This is a genomic window from Halobacillus sp. Marseille-Q1614 (genome assembly GCF_902809865.1).
GTDB lineage: Bacteria > Bacillota > Bacilli > Bacillales > Halobacillaceae > Halobacillus_A.
On the sequence record NZ_CADDWH010000001.1, the window covers coordinates 43,225 to 63,644 of the forward strand.

General features: G+C 43.2%; 19 protein-coding genes and 1 pseudogene. 16 read left to right on the forward strand and 4 right to left on the reverse strand.

The genetic code is table 11. From position 1 onward, the window contains the following. Window positions 1-274 precede the first annotated feature (274 nt). A complete protein-coding gene (locus HUS26_RS00225; RefSeq protein WP_173915236.1) occupies window positions 275-985 on the forward strand; it encodes an EAL domain-containing protein in 711 nt (236 codons plus the stop codon). A gap of 364 nt (window positions 986-1,349) precedes the next feature. Here the strand turns inward: HUS26_RS00225 and HUS26_RS00230 are convergent, their stop codons facing one another. Together HUS26_RS00230 and HUS26_RS00235 are read right to left on the reverse strand one after the other, a co-directional pair. Next, a complete protein-coding gene (locus tag HUS26_RS00230) occupies window positions 1,350-2,222 on the reverse strand; it encodes an alpha/beta fold hydrolase (RefSeq protein WP_173915237.1) in 873 nt (290 codons plus the stop codon). Between the two features lie 183 nt (window positions 2,223-2,405). Further along, window positions 2,406-3,239, reverse strand: a pseudogene (locus HUS26_RS00235) (hypothetical protein); the annotation flags it as partial. Between the two features lie 333 nt (window positions 3,240-3,572). Here HUS26_RS00235 and HUS26_RS00240 point away from each other — a divergent pair. From HUS26_RS00240 to HUS26_RS00290, 11 genes are all read left to right on the forward strand, one after another. Then, window positions 3,573-4,238: a sugar transferase gene (locus tag HUS26_RS00240; protein WP_173915239.1), complete on the forward strand. Its 666-nt coding sequence runs from the start codon at window positions 3,573-3,575 to the stop codon at window positions 4,236-4,238. A 15-nt stretch (window positions 4,239-4,253) separates the two neighbouring features. Beyond that, window positions 4,254-5,483, forward strand: a complete 1,230-nt coding sequence (locus HUS26_RS00245; RefSeq protein ID WP_173915240.1) for a glycosyltransferase family 4 protein — start codon at window positions 4,254-4,256, stop codon at window positions 5,481-5,483. 15 nt (window positions 5,484-5,498) lie between these two features. Further along, the gene (locus HUS26_RS00250) at window positions 5,499-6,866 is read left to right on the forward strand and encodes a sugar phosphate nucleotidyltransferase (protein ID WP_173915241.1); all 1,368 of its coding nucleotides are present in this window, start codon (window positions 5,499-5,501) and stop codon (window positions 6,864-6,866) included. A gap of 13 nt (window positions 6,867-6,879) precedes the next feature. Next, on the forward strand, window positions 6,880-7,824 hold the full coding sequence (locus HUS26_RS00255) for a hypothetical protein (protein WP_173915242.1): 945 nt from the start codon (window positions 6,880-6,882) through the stop codon (window positions 7,822-7,824). Between the two features lie 48 nt (window positions 7,825-7,872). Then, window positions 7,873-8,814: an NAD-dependent epimerase/dehydratase family protein gene (locus HUS26_RS00260; RefSeq protein WP_173915243.1), complete on the forward strand. Its 942-nt coding sequence runs from the start codon at window positions 7,873-7,875 to the stop codon at window positions 8,812-8,814. Then, a complete protein-coding gene (locus HUS26_RS00265) occupies window positions 8,811-9,554 on the forward strand; it encodes a YveK family protein (RefSeq protein WP_173915244.1) in 744 nt (247 codons plus the stop codon). Before HUS26_RS00260 ends, HUS26_RS00265 begins: the two co-directional genes overlap by 4 nt. Beyond that, window positions 9,538-10,146, forward strand: a complete 609-nt coding sequence (locus HUS26_RS00270) for a hypothetical protein (protein WP_173915245.1) — start codon at window positions 9,538-9,540, stop codon at window positions 10,144-10,146. Before HUS26_RS00265 ends, HUS26_RS00270 begins: the two co-directional genes overlap by 17 nt. Window positions 10,147-10,179: 33 nt before the next feature. Next, window positions 10,180-11,646 (forward strand): lipopolysaccharide biosynthesis protein, encoded by a 1,467-nt coding sequence (locus HUS26_RS00275; RefSeq protein WP_173915246.1) that lies wholly within the window; start codon window positions 10,180-10,182, stop codon window positions 11,644-11,646. After that, window positions 11,633-12,865, forward strand: coding sequence for an O-antigen ligase (locus HUS26_RS00280; RefSeq protein ID WP_173915247.1), 1,233 nt, complete (start codon window positions 11,633-11,635; stop codon window positions 12,863-12,865). Before HUS26_RS00275 ends, HUS26_RS00280 begins: the two co-directional genes overlap by 14 nt. Before the next feature lie 2 nt (window positions 12,866-12,867). Next, window positions 12,868-13,908, forward strand: a complete 1,041-nt coding sequence (locus tag HUS26_RS00285; RefSeq protein ID WP_173915248.1) for a glycosyltransferase family 4 protein — start codon at window positions 12,868-12,870, stop codon at window positions 13,906-13,908. A gap of 75 nt (window positions 13,909-13,983) precedes the next feature. Continuing rightward, window positions 13,984-14,193, forward strand: a complete 210-nt coding sequence (locus HUS26_RS00290) for a hypothetical protein (RefSeq protein WP_173915249.1) — start codon at window positions 13,984-13,986, stop codon at window positions 14,191-14,193. Between the two features lie 281 nt (window positions 14,194-14,474). On the opposite strand, the gene HUS26_RS00295 is transcribed toward HUS26_RS00290, so the two are convergent. After that, entirely contained in the window at window positions 14,475-15,053 is a 579-nt protein-coding gene (locus HUS26_RS00295; protein WP_173915250.1) for a hypothetical protein, read from the reverse strand. 101 nt (window positions 15,054-15,154) lie between these two features. Then, window positions 15,155-15,886 carry a ZIP family metal transporter gene (locus HUS26_RS00300; protein WP_173915251.1) on the reverse strand — a complete coding sequence of 244 codons (732 nt, stop codon included), beginning with the start codon at window positions 15,884-15,886 and terminating at the stop codon, window positions 15,155-15,157. Between the two features lie 218 nt (window positions 15,887-16,104). Here HUS26_RS00300 and HUS26_RS00305 point away from each other — a divergent pair, with 218 nt between their 5' ends. The 4 genes from HUS26_RS00305 to HUS26_RS00320 all read left to right on the forward strand — a co-directional run bounded on the left by HUS26_RS00305 (window position 16,105) and on the right by HUS26_RS00320 (window position 20,404). Continuing rightward, on the forward strand, window positions 16,105-17,097 hold the full coding sequence (locus tag HUS26_RS00305) for a LacI family DNA-binding transcriptional regulator (protein WP_173915252.1): 993 nt from the start codon (window positions 16,105-16,107) through the stop codon (window positions 17,095-17,097). 277 nt (window positions 17,098-17,374) lie between these two features. Further along, the gene (locus tag HUS26_RS00310; protein ID WP_173915253.1) at window positions 17,375-18,649 is read left to right on the forward strand and encodes an ABC transporter substrate-binding protein; all 1,275 of its coding nucleotides are present in this window, start codon (window positions 17,375-17,377) and stop codon (window positions 18,647-18,649) included. Between the two features lie 70 nt (window positions 18,650-18,719). After that, window positions 18,720-19,580, forward strand: coding sequence for a carbohydrate ABC transporter permease (locus tag HUS26_RS00315; RefSeq protein ID WP_173915254.1), 861 nt, complete (start codon window positions 18,720-18,722; stop codon window positions 19,578-19,580). Then, entirely contained in the window at window positions 19,580-20,404 is an 825-nt protein-coding gene (locus HUS26_RS00320; protein WP_173915255.1) for a carbohydrate ABC transporter permease, read from the forward strand. The genes HUS26_RS00315 and HUS26_RS00320 overlap by 1 nt, the downstream gene beginning before the upstream one ends. Window positions 20,405-20,420: the final 16 nt, after the last annotated feature.

Here is a 20,420-nt window from a genome sequence, read left to right on the forward strand (position 1 = left end):
ATAATCTAACTTCCGGGGTGCACTACCCCTGGGCTGCTTTTTTTTAATGTTTAAGGCTGGCTGGCATGCTTCTTCCAAGTAGAAAAGTATAAACATGCTGTTACATCCAGTTTCAAATCGTATAATTTTATCGTATTTAGTGCTTTAGACCTCTGGTTTGAATATACGTGGAGGTGTATTATATTTGTAAAAATATGAGTGATCATTCGTTCATCGTATTGCAAACCTATTAATAACCGTACGTTATTTATTGAACATAAAAGGAGTGAATAGGTTGCCTACAGTCAAAAAAATAATGGAAGAAGAATCTTTTTTCCATTACTTTCAACCCATATACAATCTCTGCAACTGGAAGAGGGTAGGGTACGATGTTTTGTTTAGAACGGACTGCTCCATGAACACGAGAGAAGCTTTTCAAATGGCAATGGATGAAGAAAAATTATACGAACTCGATACGATGTCTATTAGAAAAGCTGTAGAGTATTATAATCAAGAAGGCTTCACTTCTTTCAATGGATTGCTATTTCTTCATGTCTTTCCATCCACCCTCCGCCATCCGTCTTTTGTTCGTTTTCTTAAAGAGCTTCTACATGATCATAATAAACAAGAAGTGATTCTTGAAATCAACCAGTGGGAAGGGATTCCTGACTATGATGAGCTGCAGACTCCACTGAAGAACATTCGTGCCTTAGGAGTGAAGGTAGCTATTGATGACTTTGGGAATGAGATTGCTGCCCTAATTGAGATGAAGCCGGAATATATCAAGATGGAGAAGTATATGACCACAAATTTAGAACATTCTCCGGAGAAGCAGTTTATGATTGATTGTATCAACCAATACAGCCATCGATTTAATTCCAAGCTGATTGTAAAAGGACTTCAGTCACCTGAAGAGCTGGCTTTAACGAAATCTCTTGGCGTGTCCTTAGCTCAAGGAGATGTGCTTTATCCCGCTAGTAAGCTGCAGGAGTATAAATTGCTGTAAAGAGCACGTGTCATAAACATAACTTTAAAAACGTCATTCCTCCTTAATGGAATGACGTTTTTTAGCTTGTAGAGAAACCTTATGCAGCAGTCGACCGATTTTCTTTCGAAGGAAAAGTGCAAAGGGCTCCGGGAAACGGATCGCTTTCCTTGGGCGTACGGTGAGCTTCCTTTTGTAATGGGGAGGGAAGCAGCGGGACTCCTGCGGGACAAGCAAGACTGGCAAGACACCACAGGGCTTAAAAGCCCGAGGAGGCTTGCCGTCTTCCCCGTGGAAAGCGAGGTGGTTACCGACCCATTTGTGCCCTTTTATGGCCAATGGAATCCCGCCAACCACGCTGGCTTTGAAACTACACTTTCGCCTATTACTGGTTTTGAGGAGTATTGCTTTTAAGAAATTTAATGACCAGATCACTAGCATAAGAGGAGGCTGAGCCGAGCCAAATTAAGTGTCCCCAGGCATCTAGTACGTACAGCTTTGAATCTGGAATGTTGTCGTGAGCTGATTGGGCATGTTCTACAGAAACGGAACGATCATATCGGCTGTGAATAATAAGAGATGGGCAGTGTATCGCCTGCAGGTCATGGCTGGATATTTCTTTGGTCTGGGATAAATCGATGAGAAAGCCATGTCGTGAACGCTGCCGGTTATTCATTTGCACAAATAAGCTGATGTCATCATCACTAATTTTTCCTATAGTATCTTTGTAAGGTAACGTGCTGAAAGATGAAAACATCTGTTTGAACATAAAATGAGGAAATCTCCGGCTCATCTTTGAAATCATACCCCATGTGAATTTCTCAGTCCTGGAATGAAACAGGAGCTTCGCCGCCTTATACGTTCGGTCTTTTTGAGTCAGCCACTCTTTCGTTACGGCCGATTGTAAAGTAAGGGAGCGGGTAAGGTGCGGGAACTTTTTTGCGAAGAGGATGCCTGTTGGCCCGCCGGCTGATACAGCGATTACGTGCACTTTTTCAATATGTAAATGGTGCAATAGTTTTGAGTAATAATCACAGGCAAGAGAAAGGGTTTCTCCTATTTCTTTAGATGTATTTCCATAACCGGCTCTTGAGGGTGTAATCATGGAAAAGCCGTTTCCCACCAATTCTTCATATCCGAATTCTTCATAACTGTTTGAATGTCCGCCATGGAAAACGAGAACAGGTTCTCCTTCACCTGCTATCGAGTATTCCATCGACAAGTGATTGATCATAAATTCTCCATGTATTCTCTTCATTCTCTTCACCTCAATTCATTTTCTAAGGATATTATATAATATTTTACTGCACTAATGATCTTCCTCCGAGAACCATCAGAAATTACTATCTTAAAGTACCTTTTACAACCATAGCGTGACCACGACATCCTATCGATAGTATTTAGGGTCAAACAAAAAAATGGCGCATACATCGCCATTTTTTTATAGATTGACTTTATTTTGCTGACCTCTATCGATAATTCTGTTGTTTGGTACAGAGGGAATTTGGATTGTGGTATCCATACTTTGAGCGGTTAGTTCGATCACAGTGTTGTTTGGGATAGAGGCTACATCCCAAACCATCCCATCAAAATAGTTGAATTGTCCAGTGACCTTAAGAATTTTAGTGGTGATCGATGTGGGCTGGATTTGGAGGTTTTTAAATTGATTTCCGCTGATTTCATTAGGAATTGTAGAGCTGCTCGTCATCATAATCATTTCAATACAATCATCCAGTGATAAGTTGATAAACCGGTTCGCATTGATCCAGGCATATCCGCTGGAAGGGCGGTTGGCGACCAATCTTAATCCGATTCTCAATCCGGCAATTTTTATATTTTCAAAATGGACGAATGAAATTTCGTGGCCTGGGCCGCCGGAAAATAGGGATAAGCCAATCCCCTTGTGACTGCTGTGCCAGTTGACTATATTGATATCTCTTATTTGTGTGCGGTTCCATGTGTTGTAATATTTGTATTTCCCGTTTAAGTAGATGACTTCGGAATCAAAGGCCGGATCATTGATCGCAATATACGCCCCTTCCAGAGAAGCGTTTTTCTGAAGCTCCAGCACCCGGAAGTTCCCCTCGACCACAAACTGCGTGCCATAATTAAACAATAATTTGACGTCTTGCTTAATAACGATTGGTGCTGTAATTAAGTAATTCCTATTTCCTAATATAACGGTTTTCCCTTTATTATTCCTGGCGAAGTCAATGGCAGCCTGTATTTTAAGGGAGTCATTCGCACCGCTGAAGTCTTCGACATAAATATCTTCTATCATCATTTGTACCTGCTTTCTTATATTCAGCATTCCTTTAAACCAAAACGAAATATTCCTATTGCTTTCTAAAGATAATGCTTATACTCTATCTTATTCTAGTAAAATACTATTAGTTCCAGTTAGGTCCATCGTTCTCCAATTCTCCCATATATTTGCTTACTTATTAGATTCGTTGTGTAACAGGTGGTTAATGTAGAAAAAAGAAAATAATTAACAAAAGTTCTTCCTAAATAACTTAAAATCTGATAAAATACACTCAAGCTTTAGTTCGTAATTAAGAACAATGGTGATGAACCTTACTAAAGTAAATGCTGGGAGGTGCAGGTTTTGTCGCTTAAAGTCGAGGAGCGAAGGGAAGTTAGAGGAATTATTGATGCTGAATCGTTCTTTATTGAAAACAAAACTTTATCTTCTGCTCCCTATCTTATTGTCCGAAGATTATTTGATATTTTTCTCGCGATTGTTGGTTTAGCCGCTGCTATGCCGCTCCTTATTCTTTTTTCCATCGCTATCAAAATGGATTCGAAAGGTACGGTGTTTTACCGGCAAGAGAGGGTAGGAGTGAAGGGCAAATGCTTTCATCTGCTTAAGCTTCGCACAATGGTCATGGATGCAGAGACAGATGGACCAAGATGGGCAGGCATCAACGACTCTCGGGTGACGAGAATCGGGAAGTTTCTCCGAAAGACTAGGATCGATGAGCTGCCACAGCTTTTGAACGTGTTAAAAGGGGATATGAGCATCATTGGCCCAAGACCGGAACGCCCTGTATTTACTGAAATGTTTAATAAGGAAACGCCGGGATTTATCAACCGGCTGGCCATCAAACCGGGATTGACAGGATGGGCCCAGGTAAACGGAGGATATGATATAACTCCTGAAGAGAAGCTCGCTTACGATTTAGAGTATATCCGCAAGAGGAGTTTCCTCCTTGATGTAAAAATAATTTTTCTGACTTTCAGAATCGTGATAACTGGTGAAGGTGCCAGATAAACAGGAGGAATATGAATGGACGTCTTGTATATGTCTTCGAGACCGCCATATCCGCCCCATAAAGGGGATCAGCTGATTGCGTGGGAACAGATCAAACAATTGAAAGTAAACGGGCACCACGTTCATCTGCTTACTTTTGTAGATTCGAAGCAGGAGGGGGAGTTCATTATGGACAAGCTTTCTCCTTACTGCAAAGAAGTCGTTGTCTTTACGGTCCATCCGCTGCAGAAGCTGCTCCGTTCGTTACGAACGATTTATAACTTTAAACCGATTCAGGTCAATCTCTTTTTTGATTCTAAAGTAAAAGAACACGTGATGGATATATACAGAAGAATTAAACCGGATATCGTCCATGTTCAAACGGCCAGGGCTGCTGAATATTTCATCGATGTCAACTGCCCGAAATGTATCGATATGATTGATGCTTTATCGCTGAATATGGAGCGGCGTGCCCGTACAGAGAGCAAGTGGCTGAAGCCCCTATTCCTGCTTGAGTCAAAATTGATGAAGCGATATGAAGAAGCAATACTAAAGAAATTTGACCGGTCGATGATCGTTTCGGAAAGCGACAAACAATACTTAAGGAGCCCGCATATTGTTGTGAATCCAAATGGAACATCCATCACAAAGCAGCGCCTTGCCGGCTATCCTTCCATCCCTAAGGAAAAAATCATTCTTTTTCACGGAAACATGCAATATTATCCGAACGTCGAAGCTGTTCTTGATTTTGTAAAAGAAGTGTGGCTGCACATTCATAAGGCCTATCCGGACTATCAATTTTATATTGTTGGAAAGGATCCGGTGAAGAAGGTTACAGAATTGCACGGCAAAGATAACGTGGTGGTTACCGGGTTTGTTGAAGATATATGTATTCCTTTAAGGCGGGCGCAAATTGGGATTTATCCCATGAAGTCAGGGACAGGCATGCAGAATAAAATTGTGGAATCGATGGCATGTGGACTTCCGACGATTGCTTCTCCTATAGCTTTGCAGGGCATTGCAGGAAGGTGCGGGGATGAGCTGATCTGCAGTGAAAGTAGAGAAGAAATGATGGCAGCTGTTAAGCGTTTGATTGAAAACCCCGGATTACAAGAGCGTTATGCCGCTAAAGGGCAGGCGTTTGTTCAGAGTCACTATTCCTGGGAGCATAACTGTACACGATTGATCCAAACCTGGCAGGATGCTGTTATCCATAGAAGTGCTGAAACTCCAGAAAAAATGGAACCCATGCTTGTGCATGAGTGAAAGGAGGTGGCTTACATGCGAATCGTTCTCTTATCAGGAGGATCAGGAAAGCGGTTATGGCCGCTGTCTAACGACTCCAGGTCCAAGCAATTCCTTAAAGTGCTGAAAAATGAAAATGGAAAGATGGAGTCCATGGTCCAGCGTGTCTGGCGCCAGCTTGGGAAAGTTAACATGTCCGATAAGGCGATGATCGCCACAAGTAGTTCTCAGGTAGAAATGCTTCATAACCAGCTCGGTCCAAATATTCCCGTTGTCGTCGAACCAGAACGCAAGGATACGTTTCCTGCCATCGCCTTAGCAGCGGTATATCTTTATTCCGTGGAAGGATGCAGCTTAGATGAGGTGATAGGAGTCCTCCCTGTTGATCCCTTTGTGGAAGATCACTTTTTTGAAACGATAAAGGAGCTCGAATGGGGGCTGCGCGAGAGTGGGGCCGATTTAGCTCTCCTCGGCGCGAAACCGACGTATCCATCGGAGAAGTATGGCTATATCGTACCGAGTGGTGCAGCGGCTGATGACTTTATTCACGTAAGCAGGTTCTGTGAGAAACCTGATGAGACATCAGCAAAAAGGCTGATTCACCAGCAGGCCCTTTGGAATTGCGGGGTATTTGGTTTCCGGCTGGATTATATTATCCAGCTGCTCAAGCGTAAAAATATCCCTGTTCAGTACGATGCATTACTGAAGGATTACGGGAAGCTCCAATCCAACAGCTTTGATTATGAAGTCGTCGAAAAGGCAGGCAATATCATCGCTCTTCCCTACTCTGGATACTGGAAAGATCTTGGCACGTGGAACACCTTGACGGATGAAATGGGAACTAAAGTCATGGGCCATGGGGTCATAAGTCAGGATGCGGCAGCGTCTTGTATCGTGAATGAACTGGATATCCCCATTATTCTGATTGGAGTCGATGATGTCGTGGTAGCCGCAAGTCCGGACGGTCTGCTGGTGGCCGATAAGAAGAGCAGCCATAAAGTTAAAGAGTACGTTTCCCATTTCCGTGATGGGCCGATGTATGAAGAATACTCGTGGGGATGGAGCAGAGTCCTTGAGTATAGCAAGAAAGAAGGCGGGACAGAAACATTAACGGAAAAAGTCCACGTGACCGCTGGTAGGAACTTAAATGATCAGAGCAGCAGAAATCAGGAAGTGTGGACGGTAACACAAGGGGAGGGTGTCCTGGTCTTGAATGATGAATTCTCAGAAATAGACATGGGAACCCCTCTTACGATTCCCGCGGGGAAACACTATTCTTTGAAGGCGGCAAGTGACATGGAATTCATCGTCATCCAGAGCGGGAAAGATCTATGGGAAGGTCGAAGAAAAAACGACAGAATCTCCCGAAATTTGAAGGCGCCTGCCTATTCGAATTACTCATAGGCGGTAAATAGATATGAAGAGGCAGCAGTTTTATATAGGAACCATCGTTTTACTGACGGTGGTATTGTTGTTTAGCTTTTTTACCAAGGAAGAAGCCGGCAGTCTAAGGGTGGAAGCGTTCGGAGCTGATGGGAGTGATCAACAGGATGATTCATCAGCCATCCAGGCTGCGATCGATTACAGCTACGAAAACGATAAGCTGCCTGTCCAGTTACTGGGGAAGAATTACACGTTGAAGCAGGGATTGCACTTGAAAGAGGGAGTCGCACTTGAAATGGGGCTGGCTACGAAGCTTTTGGCTGAAGGAGATTTTAATGTGGTGGAGTTAGAGAAAAAAGCCGCAATAACCAATGGCACCATTGAGATTACGACTCCCGAATTCTCCCGTGCGGCAATTTACGTGAGTGGACAAGAACAGGTATGGACGACCGAACGCTTTCATATCGAAAATGTGGTTTTGTACAACTCAAGCGGTACCAATCGTGGGAAGGGCATCTCTTTTACCGCCGGGAATTCTGGAGAATTTATCAGTTTTGTGAATGTTATGAGCGTCAATATAAGCGGGTTTCATACCGGCGTGCATTTACAAGCAGCACCTCCCAAGAAAGATGGGGACTACAATTTTATAAATGGAAACAGGTTCGTCAATTTGACCCTCGATGACTGTATTGTCTGTATCCAGTTCGACAGCGCCGTTACCATTCCTCATGAGGTGTCGGGGAACATGTTCGAAAACGTGCAGATCCAGCTGACTGAGCGAACGGACAAAGCAATGATTCTATCCGGGACCAATAACAGGATAGACGGTATGATATGGGACGCTTCCTTTGTAGAAGATAATCAACCCTTAATTGAATTCATCGGAGAATCGTCAGGAAATGATGTGAACATGAATGTACCTAAAGACAGGGTCACAGATGAGGGACAGGGCAACCGCTATTCAACCCTCGAAGAATGAACATCTGTATCCGTTGTTTCTATTTTTAATAATGGAAGGAAGGTTGCCATGAAGGTGTTAATAACAGGCGGGGCGGGCTTTATAGGATCGCATATTGTGGAAGAATTATTCGATTCACACTACGAGGTTGTCGTGGTAGACAATTTAGTGACAGGGAATTTGAATAATCTTCCGCCACAAGTATGTATCTACAGACAGGACGTTCGAAAAGATGTGGACGACATCTTTACTAAAGAGAAGCCGGATTATGTCATTCATCAGGCTGCCCAGGTTTCAGTAAGCCACTCTTTTACAGACCCTTTATATGATTGTGAAGAAAATATTCTTGCGACACTCAATATCTTACAAGCTTGTGCTAAGCATAAAGTCAAGAAAGTCGTGTTTGCCTCTTCCGCCGCCGTTTATGGGAACCCGGTCTATCTCCCAATTGATGAAGCCCATAACGTGCGGCCGATTTCCTTTTATGGGCTGACCAAAGCACATGCAGAGAAGTATATCCAGCTTTTTGCCGACACCCATAACCTTGACTATTCCATTTTACGTTACGCCAATGTCTATGGCCCAAGACAAGATGCCCGCGGCGAAGCCGGAGTCATCGCTCTCTTTATCGAGAAATTAATCCGTGGGGAGTCTCCTGTAATTTTTGGGGATGGAAAGCAGACGAGGGATTTCATTTTTGTCAAAGATGTGGCACGTGCAAACGTAGCTGCGCTATCCAATGGTAAAAACGAAATTATGAATATAGGCACGGGCCGGGAAGTATCTATTCATGAAATCATTGAGCAATTAGCGATTTCTTTAGGAAAACCTATTCAGCCAATTTTAAGACCAGCCCGGGAAGGGGACATTCGCTCAAGTGTCTTACAAAACGAACAAGCCCAATCCATGCTGCACTGGTCCCCTTGTTATTCACTAAAGGAAGGGCTTTTGGAGACCGTTCAATTTTATCAGCAGGAAAATCCTTACGGGTTCCAGGAGGTCACTTCATGAAGGAGATGGATATCAAAACCATCTTCCGTATCCTCAAACGGCGGATGGCTGTCATTCTAATCACCACAATCTGCATTTCTCTCATCAGTGGAGCCGCAGTGTTTTATTTCTTAAAACCCACGTATGAAGCGACGGAATATATTCTCGTAGGAAACCTGGGAAATGATGAAGAGGTCTACATCGATCCCCAAACTATTAACAGGCTGGTGGCTTCGACCGTTGATTTTATTACAAGTCCGATCGTATTGGAATCTGTGCAGGCCAAAATGAACCTTAGCCAGGAAGAGCTGGAAGAAAAAATCACGATAAAAAATAAGGAAAATTCACAGATCATTTCTATTGTGATCCGGGATGCTGATCCGAATCAATCCATGGAGCTTGCTCATCTCCTGGCGGCCGCTTCCGTAGAAGAGATGAAAGGGTCCTTGGAAATGGAACATATAACATTGCTCAGTAAAAATGAAGGAACAAACAAGGTGGAAGAAGTGGGGAATCCCGTAGTGAATGTGTTGATCGGAACAATGGCCGGATTATTTTGTGGGATCGCAATGGCGATGGTAAGAGAACACTGGGATGACTCCGTACAGAGCTTGGATCAAATTGAACAGGAGCTGGGATTGCCAGTGCTTGGAGAAGTAGCAGCCACTAAAGACAAGCTGCCGAAAATCTACCAGAAACGTTTTACAGAGGCAAAAGGAAATGTGAAAAAAGGAGGCGGCGTCCGTGCTGAGTCCCATTGAGGATATCATTTATGGCGGTTATAAGAAAAAGAAGGGGATCGTCAGCTTTGATGAGATGAAGGTGATCGCAAGCAAGGTAGAGAAGCGGCACCCTTCCGTCCTCATGGTGACTTCCATCCCTGCAGGAAAATCGGTAGCCATGATAGCCGCAGAAATGGCGGCTGCCCTTGCGCTTCAGGGGAAAAAAGTCCTTCTTGTGGAAGGGGATAGGAAGAAACCATCGCTCCATGAATGGTTCTATATGGAGCGGCCTGCTGACATGAATCAGGAGCCGTTAACCACCGTCCTTCCGACCTTTTTGCCGGGCTTGGATATCCTTTTGGCCAACGGTTCTAACAAAAAGCCAATTGATATCTGGCTGTCCCCTTCCTTTAAGCAGCATGTGGCTTCCTGGCAGGAGACCTATGATCGTGTTATTTTTTCGGCTCCTTCTTTATCTTCAGGAGTGGAAACGGAGCTGCTTGCTGAAGGGTGCCAGGAAGCGGTGCTTGTCATCCAGCGGAAAAAGGATAAGTTTGAAGAAATAAGAAAAGCCCAGGCCAAACTTGAAAGGGCAGGGTGTCAAGTCATCGGGGCCGTTTATCAAAAGTGATCGATGAACCTAAAGGAAAAGGGGCAGATCTTCATGAAGAAGAATAGAAATTCCGTGGGGAAGAATATTTTTCATTTATTCTACAGCACCGCATTTGCCAGCATCCTAAATGCGGCCTCATTGATTGTTCTCGCCTCTTTTATAAGTACAGATGACTACGGCAGATTCAGTGTAGTCCTTGCCTTTGCTATGATTATGGCTTATTTGACCGAAGCCGGCTTAAACCAGATCGTGCTTCGGGAAGGGGCGAAGAAAGAAGCTCCTATATCCTTAATTATGGCATCTTATATAAAACTCCGCCTCGTATTGACGCTGGGGGCGCTGGTGATTGGATTCCTTCTTATTCATTGGATTTACGCCGGTGACATGGAATTGATCACCCTTTCCTATTGCCTGATCCTTCCGCTCGTTACCGGGGTATCCATGCAGAGCATCAGCATTACTTATTTTCAGATGCAGGAGAAAATGCAATATTGCGGATTCATACGAATCGTCTCTGCAGGGCTGCTGATCACCGTTATTTTAGTTGGGAAAGGGTTTAACATAGCTCCCATGATCGTATTTTTCTTATATGGATCGGCTTATTTTGCGTCCGGATGTTTTGGCCTATACTTAACCGTTAAAACCTTGTCCCTTTCCATGGGATCGCCTTTTTATAAAGGACTCCGTAAGCACTGGGGGCCTTTTATGGTGACCGGATTATTATTTATCTTCCTGCCGCAGATCGGTCCGATTGTGTTAGAGCAGACACTGACATGGAAGGAAGTCGGTTATTTCGCCGTAGCCTACAGGATTCCTCAGGCTTTGCAGCAGCTGCCCTTTATCATCGCCGGCGCCTTTTATCCTGTTTTATTCCGTCTATTCCAGGCGGGAGACCATCAGCAGCATGTAAGGATGAGTATCTCCCAGGTGAAATTGATGGCACTTGCCGGCATGCTGGCTGCCATCCCTTTTTATCATCTTTCTGATTTTGTTATCGCGGTTTTATTTGGGGAGAGGTGGATGGAAGCAGCCTTTTTACTGAAGGTATTGTCCTTGGTCATGGTTTTTCAGGGAGTGAGCATTGCCCTGGGGGATGGATTAACGACGAAGGCGCTCCAGTCGCGGAGAATGATCATTCAGGCCATTGCTGTGGCATCTGGAGTGCTTTTTTATACCATCTTCAGTGAATATTACAGCTTAACAGGAGCAGTGACAGCAGGAGTTCTCATTGAAGTGGTCCTATTACTCGGGTTCTTGTTCTGTCATCCAGACCGGGCCGTTCTCGTAAGAAGAGGCGTCCTCCCCTACCTGGTTTACTTTTTTATCAGTCTTTTGGCCATAGAACTGTTCTTATCCTCCCTTCCGTTTCTTGCCGGCAGTGTCCATTTTCTCCTGGTTCTTTCCCTTGCCGGGCTTGATAAGGAATGGAGGGAAAAAAGCCTCGGGATTTGGAAAAAGTCTGTCCTGTATAAACGGAAGTCGAAAATAAGAAAGGAGGCACACGATGGGGCATCCTGATGCATCTGCCGTACCGCGCAGCAGCCTGATCCTGTTTCTCTTGCTGTTTTCCGTTATGCTTGGCAAATATCATATTTATATCGGCTTTGCGTTCAAACCATATATGATGTATCTCGGCATCCTTGTTGTGGTACTGGCGGCTTCCTTCCGATTTCAAAAGCTGCAGGGCTTTGAAGTGATGCTTCTCTTTTTCTATCTGGTGTATGTGTTTTCCGGGGCTTTTTCCCTGTATGCTTCCTCCAGTTTGAGAGTGATGCTTGGCATTTTTCTCTATGTAACCTTCTATATCATCATGAAGGGGATCCTCCAGATGTTCCAGAAGAGCGAACTGGAAAACGGGCTGGCCAATGCAGGCCTTCTCTTTAATGTAGGAAGTCTTTTCCTTTATGTATGGGGGATTAAAAGCAATGGATTTTCCTTGCTGGGAGACGGGGTGATCCGATATGGCGTTTGGTTTGACCGTGATTACCCCAGATTGATCGGCTTGATCGAAGATCCGAACTATTTTGTCTTTTATAATACGATTTTTTTTACGTTCTATCTATGTAACCGTGACTCAAGGAAAAATAAAATCGGTCTCTTGTTGTGTCTCATTACGAGTGTACTCACGTTCTCCAGGGGCGGATTATTGATTCTTATGGTCATTTTTATGGTTTACTTTTTCCTTAACAAACCTGCTAACCAATGGAGGTTATTTTTATCCACCTCTTTCTTCCTGGGTCTCATCGTGATGGTCGGACAAGCGATGAGTTTTCGTGTGATGGATATCCTGCAGAACAGGTTTGAGGACTTTTCCAATGATGGAGGCAGCGGAAGGTTTGAGCTGTGGGGAAGAGCGTGGGAATTCTTCTTATCCAATCCCTTATTTGGAATTGGGGCAAGCAACTTCGCCGATTACAACGCCTTTCATTATGGGGATGATCTTGTGGTTCATAATACGTTCCTTGAGGTATTGACCGAATCGGGGATCATCGGACTGTTTGTCTATGGATTGTTTGTGTTTACCGTGCTTTATCAAATCTTCCAGGCGAAGTTCCACCAGAAGCATCCATTTCTGTTTTTAACTTTTCTTGGATGTATGTTTCAGATGATGTTCTTATCCTTGATTGTGAATGACATGTTCTTATTATTTCTAGCCGTCCTGTCTACTTATTTTTCCTATGAGAGAGAAACAGGCAAGGACAAGGAAAACCCACTCATTGTAAAGGAGGCAGGATAGAGATGAATGTTTTGATGCTGACGGATAAATTGACCATGGGGGGAGCTGAAAATTATTTCATCAAACTCGAAAACAAAATGACCGGCACCGGCTTTCATCTTTATACAGCTGCTGGCGGAGGAGAGCTTACAGATCACATCGTCAACAAGCGTCATTATATGAAATTATCCAGGAAGAATCACCTTCTCAATTTGTGGCTCCTCACCCGGTATATAAATAAGCGGGACATTGATGTCATTCATGCAAACAGCCTGCGAATGGCCTTTTATGCCGGCTGCTTAAGGAAGCTTGCCTGGAAACGGAAGATGAAAATCGTCTATACGAAGCATAATGTCACGGCTCTTGAAAAATTCCCAAGATTATTTTCATTATGGATGAATCGTGAGGTCACAGGGATCATTACGGTAAGTGAGTACGAGAGAAGAGTGCTTTTACAATATGGCGTTAAGAAAGAGAAAGTAACCACTGTGTACAATGGAGTTGATGTAGAAAAGTTTCCTTTCACCGAAAAGCCTCTGCCTGAGGTATTTAAGGTTGGTATCCTGGCACGTTTATCTCCAGAAAAAAATCACAGCTTGTTTTTAGATATCGCCGCCTCCATGAAGGCGGAAAAAGATTTACATTTTTATATCGCCGGAGAAGGACCCGAACGTGAGAATATCCAGTCCAAGATCCAAACGTTAGAGCTCAGCGAACGGGTAACCTTACTTGGGGAAGTCCAAGAACCCGACAAGTTTCTCCAATCGATGGATGCCCTCCTGCTTACCTCTGAGAGGGAAGTGTTTCCGATGGTCATCCTTGAGGCTATGGCGACAGGCACTCCTGTCGTAACGATAAACAGGGGAGGAATATCCGAAGCCATCACTGACGGCGAGACGGGAATGCTGGTCGATGATCATTGCTTCAAAGCTTTTCAGGAAAAAATACTCTCTTTGAAATCTGACGGGGAATTAAGGAAGAGAATCATTGATGCTGCCCGTCAGAAAGTTGAAAGGGATTTTACTTCCCATCATATGGTTACGCATACCTTCAGCCATTATTGAGTTGAGGGTTTCTATACAAAATTGTTTTCATACTTTAGAGGGGAAGGGGGGAAAACTAAGCAAGAGGTGATAAAGATGGCAAAAGAGCCGAAAAAGAAATTTAAAATTCCTACAGAAGCTGATACTACAGGACAAGTAGGTATGCAGAATACCGTGAAGTCCGGCAAGCCGTTGGATGCGGAAGACCAGCTTTCCGGCGATTCTGTTGATGAGCTGAATCAATTAGAGGCCTTCAATGAAGATCAAGCAATAAAGGAAATCGGCCAGGTGTACAATAATTCGTAACCTGACTTTGATGGTTCTTACGACATGAGGTTCTCTAAATAAGGCGGACGTTTGTCTTTTTATTCTTTTCAATTACGATCTAGAAAAAAGAGGCCGGGACAAAACTGAGGAAAGCATAAAATCATCCGAACGATTCTATTGAAATCAGTTCGGATGATTTGTGTTCAAGAAAGGATTTTCACCATCGCTCCGTCAAAATACTTCGCTTCCCAGTAGCTCTTTTCTATATTTTTGAAAAAAAGTTTGGACGTCTGTATTAAGAGGTTTCTCTCCAGGCTTATTTATTCAGAAGCCCGCCCCTTATTTTGGAATACCTCATAGAAAGTGGCATACCTTCCAAAAGTATTGATATAACTTACATGAAGGTTACGAAACTGCCTGTTAATCGTACTTCTTGATTCGGAGTGACTAAATTTTAGGTCCACAATGGATTCTTCAAGACCTAGCAGCCCTTCAACGGTAATCATTAAATACTCTCGTTCTTCTCTTGTATAGTCCTCTTCAACCAAAAGGCTTAGTAAGTTCTGACGTGCTTCTTTTACTTCAATTAAGAAGGATTCGATCTGCGGATTTCCCATTTTTGCCTTGTCTTTATGTATGAGCCAGTCTTGTTCAAACAATGGGACAATATATTGGTTCATATTATTCGTCCGATTGTCATCTGTGGTGGAAGGGTTATAGGTATTCTTAAAAGTATTTAAATCCTGGGCATACCCCTCCGCGACAACAGGATCCGGTTTATAAATATAGCTTTTATAAATACTAAAAGGGGAATAAGGGAAAAACCACGACATCCCTAACATAAACAAAACAATGGCTCCTATCGAAATGAATAAAAATCTCTTAGATACTTTCTTCAATTCAAACTCTCCTATATGTAAAGTGGTCATAAAGTATTAATTTTAGTCTAACATAAATTTTTCCATTCTTTTACCTTCGTTTGAAGGAAGGGGTTCTTTGCTTAACGAAACCATTCGACAAGCCCAATCATGCTTAAGAGTCCTATAAGAAAAGAAAAAGTGGCCGATCGTTCATACCCATGACCATGAGTTTCAGGAATCAGCTCTTTATAAACAATAAACAGCATCGCTCCTGCGGCAAAAGCCAGTCCATAGGGAACGAGAAACAACGCTGCATGTATTAATTGAAACCCGAGCAGGCTTGATAGTAATTCAATCATTCCTGTAAAGGTCGCTAATAACACAGCGAAGAATTTGTTCACTTTTTGGTTAACCAGAAATAAAGCGACAAGAAATCCTTCCGGTGCATTTTGCAGCCCCATGGATAAAGCCACAACTAAACCAAGATTTTCTACTTCACTCGCAAGACTTGCTCCCACGGATAATCCTTCGGGAATGTTGTGCAGGGTCATCGCGATCACCATCATTAACGATTGGCGGGGCAGCATATTTCCCGTCCGTTTATGATCAATATCCTCATGGGGTATGAAATATTCCAGTACATTGAGAAGGAGAGCTCCTAATAAAACTCCACAGGTTAATACATATAAATTCGTTAATTTTAAAGACGTAGGGATCAATCCATAGGTAGAGGCCGAAACCATGATGCCTGCTGTAAAAGCAAGAATCATATCCATCTGCCTGTGAGAAATACGACGAATGAGCAGAACCGGGAAAGCTCCAACCCCTGTGGCCAGGGCACATAACACCATAGTCAGAATCTCGATTTCCATAAACAGCTTCCCCCTGTTCGTTCTTGGTTTTTTACAATGTATGTCCAAACTTTCGGTAAAAGAAGTGCATGTCCTAACCACGAGAGTATTACATGGAACGGTCCCGCTTTTTTTGGTTACGTCAGTCGCTCCTCGGAAAATAATTGCAAATGGAGCCTCTCTTATTTAGAATATAAATATGAAACTGATTTCATATATAAATGGTGGAGTGATGTAACGTGCCGACGATTTCAGATGTTGCCAAGCTGTCCGGGCTGTCTAAAGCCACAGTTTCGCGGGTAATTAACAATCATCCTTATATTGCTAAAGAGAAAAGAGAACGTGTGGAGAAGGCGATGAAAGAGCTTGGCTATGTGCCGAATCCTTCAGCAAGAAGGCTGCGGGGATCACTGACGAGCACGATTGGCGTGATTGTCCCGAGAATCGTCAATCCCTTTTTCTCTTATTTGGTCAATGCTATTGAACAGGCAGCTTTTAAAAATAATTATCAGGTGCTTATTTTTCAAAGCAATGAAAACAAAGATAAAGAAATCTACTTTTTAAATCTGTTAAAGAACCGGCAGGTCGATGGGATCGTTATGACGTCCATCGAAAATGACTGGGATGTGATTGAACCCTATACACAGTACGGTCCGATCGTGCTGTGTAATGAATATCTCAATAAATCAAATGTTCCTATGGTCAGGCTGGATCAGGTGAAGGGAGCCTATATAGGGACCAAGCATTTGATTGATAAGGGGCATACGAAGATTGCCTATTGTACGGGCGGTCTGTTTGCGGAGGACGGAAAGGATAAAGATCGTAATAAGGGTTACCAGCAGGCATTAGAAGAAGCGGGGCTTACGCTTAATCCAAATTGGATTTTTATTAATAAGCATACAACCGAAGATGGCAAAAAAGTGATGAAGCAAATGATGGCGATGAATGACAAGCCTACTGCTATTTTCACAGGCAGTGACGAGATCGCTGCAGGTGTCATCATCGAGGCGAAGGAGCATGGTCTTAAGGTGCCGGAAGATATCGCTGTGATTGGATTTGATGATCAGCCGGCCGCTGAAATGATGGAGCCTAAGCTGACAACGATCCGTCAGCCGATTAATGACCTTGGTGAGAAGTCCGTCGAGCAGTTAATCTCGCTGATGAACCATAAGGAAGCAGCTGTTGAGAATGTTGAATTACCCGTGGAATTGCTGGTAAGAGATTCAACCTGAAGTCATCAAATAATCAGAAAAATAAAAAATACTGTTGAAACCGATATCACATTGACGTATAATACAAAGTAATTCATAGAGAGTGTGATATCGGGAAATCAACTATATTTTTTTATGAAAATGTGAAACCGATATCATCTATTGTTTAACGTTCAGTCGCTTTCGTTCATAGGTTGTTGGAAAATGTGAATTTGATAGGCAGGGGATTTATGGAGATTCTTTATTTTTTAAGGTTTTGTGAAACCGATATCATAAAATTAAAGGAGTGGTACGAGGTATGAAGAAGATTTTATTGGCCGTTTTAGTTTCTTGTTTAGGGTTAGCAGGCTGTTCGTTTTCCTCCGGATCAGGTGCAGGGTCTGAAGATCAGGTCACGATTGAAATCTATCAGGGAAAAGTGGAGTTTAAAGATCAATTTGAAAGTCTCGCAGAAGAGTATGAAAAAGAAAATCCGGATGTAAATATTAAGATCACAAGCGTCGGCGGCGGTAATGATTATGCCGGGACATTAAAAACGCGATTTGCTTCAGGTGATGAACCTGAGATCTTTAGTATTGCCGGACCTACAGAAGCGGCCAACTACGAAGAATATCTCACTGATTTGTCGGATACAAGCGCTGCTGATGCTGCCCTTGAAGGCACATTAGAGCCTGTGACGAAGGACGGGGAAGTTCATGGCCTTCCTTTTAACCAGGAAGGGTATGGCTTGATTTATAATAAGAGGATTTTTGAAGAGGCAGGAATTGATCCTGATGAAATTAAGTCTTATGAAGATTTAGAAGGGGCTGTTGAGGAATTGGACAGCCAAAAAGAAGACTTAGGGATAAAGGCGGTCTTTGCCTTCCCTGCGAAAGAGAAGTGGGTGCCGGGCAACCACCTGTCGAATGTCTTTATGGCGCCTGAATTTGATCAGAAAGTATTAAATGCTTTTGAGTCAGAGAGCGTGGAGTTTGAAAAAGGAAAAGAATTTCAAAGAATGGTAGATTTGCAAAACGAATATTCCATTCAGCCTGTATTGACGCTTGATTACTCCCAGCAGGTGGAGCAGTATTTCTCTTTGCAGGAAACAGCCATTATTCAGCAGGGGAACTGGATTTATCCATCGGTTGAGCAAATGGATCCTGAATTCGCGAGTGAAAACATGGGCATCCTGCCAATTCCGGTGGAAGGTCATGAAGGGAAGATGCCTGTAGGGATTCCTAATTACTGGGCCGTTAATAAGAATAGTGATGAAGAGACGATTCAGGCCTCTAAAGACTTTATTGATTGGATGTACACTTCAGAAACAGGGAAAGAAGCCGTCTTAAAAGACTTTAAATTCATTCCGGCCTATGAAGGCTTTGATACAGCCGAGATCTCAGATCCATTATCTCAGGAAATTTACAAATATGCCTCTGAAGGTAATACGATCGGCTGGGTATTTCTTGGCTACCCAGGGACATGGGGTGATGATGTAGGCGGCTACATCCAGCAGTATGTAAGCGGCGATATCACTTGGGAAGAAGTAGAAAACCGAGCGATCAGCAAATGGGAAGAATACAGGCAGGAATAAGAGAATCTTATAAAAGAGCTGACAGCCTAATGCTGTTGGCTCTCATTATTTAAACACATAGGAGGATTTTATGAGTAATCGAACCCTCTCGTTTTGGTTGTTTCTTTCTCCCGTCCTTTTAGGTTTAGGAATTGTCGTAGTCATTCCTTTCATCTATGGTTTTATTTATTCCTTCACCGACTGGAATGGATTGGCCGCTGGAGAATTCTTAGGATTGCAAAACTATTTGAATTTATTTCAGGAAAAAGAGTTTCTAAACGCGATTTGGTTTACGACAAAGTTTGCTGCCGCAGCCGTTGTTTTACTCAACCTATTCGGACTGGCTCTTGCTTTAATTGTGACTCGTAACATTAAATCCAATAACCTGCTGCGGACGATTTTCTTTATGCCGAACTTAATTGGCGGACTTATCTTAGGTTTCATCTGGCAGTTTATTTTTATCAGCGTGTTTGGCGATATTGGGAACCTGACAGGGATCGAAGGGTTTAACGGCTGGCTGTCTACAGCGAACACCGGTTTCTGGGGCATCGTTATTTTAACATGCTGGCAGATGGCGGGATATATCATGATTATTTATATCGCGTACTTAGAAAATATTCCAAAAGACTTAATCGAGGCGGCTAAAATTGATGGCGCCAGTGCTTTCCAGCGGTTTAAAAACATTACATTCCCTCTTGTAGCGCCCGCTTTTACGATCAGCATGTTCTTAACGCTGTCGATGTCTTTTAAAATCTATGACCAGAACTTATCTCTTACCAATGGCGGCCCAGCCAGCCAGACGCAGATGGTGGCGATGGATATCGTAAATACGGCCTTCTCAGATAATGACATGGCCTACGCCCAGGCAAAAGCTGTCATCTTCTTTTTGATTGTATCTGTTGTAGCGTTAACACAAGTTTATTACAACAAGAAGCGGGAGGTGGAGATGTAATGAAGAAAAACAATGAAAAGAGAAACTTAGTTTCGGTTGAAGTGCTTGGGATTATCCTCGGTCTGCTGTGGATCGCTCCCTTCTATTTAATGATCGTTAATGCCTTTAAAACAAAGCGGGATATCTTTACAGGCGTGCTTGGGCTTCCTAAAGAGTGGAGCATACAAAACTTTGTGGAAGCTTTTATCGATTTAGAGTTTCTGAAGTCGCTGTTTAATTCGGTTCTGATCACGGTGCTGAGTGTGGCGGTCATCATCATTTTCTCCGCTATGGCGGGATATGCCCTGCAGAGAAACAAAAGCAGACTCAGCGGTTTCATGTTCTTTGTTTTTGTAGCGGCGATGCTGATTCCTTTCCAGTCAGTGATGATTCCGCTGATTGCATTGTTCGGACAGGCCAATATGTTAAATGCAGGTGGATTAATCTTCATGTATTTAGGGTTTGGATGCAGTCTTTCCATTTTCTTATATCACGGGGCGATGACCGGAGTATCCAAGTCTATGGATGAAGCTGCGATTATTGATGGAGCGAATAGGTTCCAGCTTTTCTGGTTCATTATTTTCCCGCTGCTTAAACCGATCTCTGTAACGGTAGGGATATTGAACGTCATTTGGATTTGGAATGACTACCTGCTTCCCTCTCTCGTTTTAAGTGAGTCTAATGCGACTATTCCACTTAAGATGTTCTATTTCTTTGGACAGTACACGAAGCAGTGGCACTTAGCGCTTGCCGGTTTAACGATCGCGATTATACCAGTGATTATCGGATACTTTTTTGCCCAGAAACAAATCATTCAAGGTGTTTCTGAAGGTGCTGTGAAATAGTTAAAGATGGAGGTTA